The following is a 2,291-nucleotide window of genomic DNA, read 5'->3' as shown; positions in this document are numbered from 1 at the left end:
CGCGCTCCTGCCGCTGGCGCTGATCTGGTTCGGCCTCGGCCAGGGCAGCGTGGTCTTCGTCCTCGTCCACTCGGTGCTGTGGGCGATCGCGCTCAACACCCATGCGGGCTTCCGCTCGGTCTCGAACACGCTGCGGATGGTCGGGCTGAACTACGGCCTGCGCAACCTGTCCCTGGTGCGGGCGATCCTGATCCCGGCGGCCTTCCCCTCGATCCTCACCGGCCTCAAGGTCGGCTGGGCCTTCGCCTGGCGCACGCTGATCGCCGCGGAGCTGGTCTTCGGCGTCTCCTCGGGCTCGGGCGGGCTCGGCTGGTACATCTTCGAGAACCGCAACGCGCTCGAGACCACCAACGTCTTCGCCGGCCTGTTCACCGTCATCATGATCGGCCTCTTCGTCGAGAACGTGATCTTCGCCAACATCGAGAAGAAGACGATCCGCCGCTGGGGCATGCAGCACTGACGCCGACGCCCCCTGGACCTCCCGCGGCCCAGGGGGCAGAGATGCCCCGCGAGAACCACCACAAGAACCACGAAACCGGGAGGACCCCCATGTTCGCACGCAAGCTCCTCGGCCTCGCCGCCGGCGCCGCCCTGGCGCTGTCGCTCGGCTTCGCCCCGGCCCGCGCCGAGGTCTCGGAGATCCGCATCTCGAAGGGCTACGGCGTCCTCTACCTGCCGCTCTTCGTGATGCAGGAGAAGAAGTTCCTGGAGGCCCAGGCCGCCAAGGCGGGGCTCGGCGACGTCAAGGTGACCTGGCTGACGCTCGACGGCGGCAACGTCATCAACGACGCGATGATCGCCGGCTCGCTCGACATCGCCGGCACCGGCGCACCGGGGTTCCTCGCCCTGTGGTCGAAGGGCCGCGGCAGCCCGAAGACCGAGGTGATCGGCGTCTCGGGCATGTCGGCCACCGCCCTCGACCTCAACGTCAACAAGCCGGAGATCAAGTCCCTCGCCGACTTCACCCCGAAGGACAAGATCGCGATTCCCGGCATCAAGACCTCGCTCGCCGCGGTGGTGCTGCAGATGGCGGTGGCCAAGCAGTTCGGGCCGGAGAACTACACCAAGCTCGATTCGAGCACCGTCGGCCTGCCCCACCCCGAAGCGGTCGCGGCGCTGCTGTCCGGCAAGACCGAGATCGTCGGCCATTTCGCCTCGCCGCCCTTCACCAACGTCGAGCGCGCCGACCCGAAGGTCCGCACGATCCTCAAGGCGTCGCAGATCTTCGGCAACATCACCCTCGACGTGGTGTTCGCGCTCAAGCGCTTCACCGAGGCGAACCCGAAGACCACCCAGGCCTTCCTGGCCGCCCTCGACGAGGCCTGCGACTTCATCACCACCAACAAGGCCGAGACCGCCGAGATCTTCGCCCGCGCCTCGAAGGTGAAGGTGTCGCCCCAGGAGGTCGCTCAGATCCTCGAGGATCCCGACAGCAAGTTCTCGGCGACCCCGCACGGCATCATGGAGTTCGTCACCTTCATGAACCGGGCCGGCATCATGAAGACCAAGCCTGCCACCTGGCAGGAGCTGTTCATCCCGGCCCTGCGCGACCGCGCCGGCAGCTGAGGACGGTCCGCAAAGCGGCCCGAGAGAGCGGACTATAGTCACATCGCAGCCCCGCCGCGCGCCCGCGCGGCGGGGTTTTTTAACCTCCGGTTAAGCCTGTCAGTCCGTGATGGAGGCCATGCCGACTCACGCGACGACCGCCCCACCGACCCTCGATCCCCTCGATCCCCTCGAGGATGCCCGGGATCTCCAGGCCAGCATCGCGGCCCTGCGCCTCCTCCTGAAGGCTCAGAGCCGCCAGTTCGAGGCGATCGAACGCCGCCTCTCCCCGCCCGGCACCCCGGCCGAGACGGGCGCGCACCGCCTGCGCGCCCTGAAGGCCCGCCAAGCCTGAGGAAAGCAGGTCACACCGTCGGGGACACAACTTCGAAGTGCAGACTCGCGAGTCGCACACGCGGGTGACCAAGCCGTAACCGTGATCGACTCGGGAATGGACCACGCCCTCCCGCTCGGCGTTGTCCGGTTGACAGTGAGAGGAGAGGAAGCGTGGACACCTGTAGCGGGACGCCCGTCAGCCTGACCCTGGGTCGACGTAGGATCGAGGGTGTCCTGCGGGCCGTGGGAGAGACCGTCGACATGCCCGGCGAGCCGGGGCATCCGGGGCGACGGTTGCGCAACCTGATCCTCGATTTCGGGCCGGCCTGCGCCCCGGTCGAGGTCTGGCTCGCCGAGCCGCAGCCGCAAGGCTCCCCGGTCACCCCGCCCTGAGCCGACCGGCCCCGTCC

At 68.4% G+C, this 2,291-nt stretch carries 4 protein-coding genes; all 4 read left to right on the top strand.

From position 1 onward, the window contains the following. Positions 1–460, top strand: a 460-nt coding sequence (locus tag QR78_RS06420; RefSeq protein WP_048426679.1) for an ABC transporter permease, incomplete at its 5' end; no start/stop codon positions are given. Between the two features lie 89 nt (positions 461–549). Next, positions 550–1,566 carry an ABC transporter substrate-binding protein gene (locus tag QR78_RS06415; RefSeq protein WP_048426678.1) on the top strand — a complete coding sequence of 339 codons (1,017 nt, stop codon included), beginning with the start codon at positions 550–552 and terminating at the stop codon, positions 1,564–1,566. Positions 1,567–1,684: 118 nt separating this feature from the next. Next, positions 1,685–1,900 (top strand): hypothetical protein, encoded by a 216-nt coding sequence (locus QR78_RS06410; RefSeq protein WP_048426677.1) that lies wholly within the window; start codon positions 1,685–1,687, stop codon positions 1,898–1,900. A 152-nt stretch (positions 1,901–2,052) separates the two neighbouring features. Further along, a complete protein-coding gene (locus tag QR78_RS06405) occupies positions 2,053–2,274 on the top strand; it encodes a hypothetical protein (protein ID WP_179945871.1) in 222 nt (73 codons plus the stop codon). The last annotated feature ends 17 nt before the right edge of the window (positions 2,275–2,291 follow it).

The organism is Methylobacterium indicum (genome assembly GCF_001043895.1).
In the GTDB taxonomy this organism is placed as follows: domain Bacteria; phylum Pseudomonadota; class Alphaproteobacteria; order Rhizobiales; family Beijerinckiaceae; genus Methylobacterium; species Methylobacterium indicum.
This window is presented reverse-complemented; position numbering and strand designations above follow the sequence as displayed.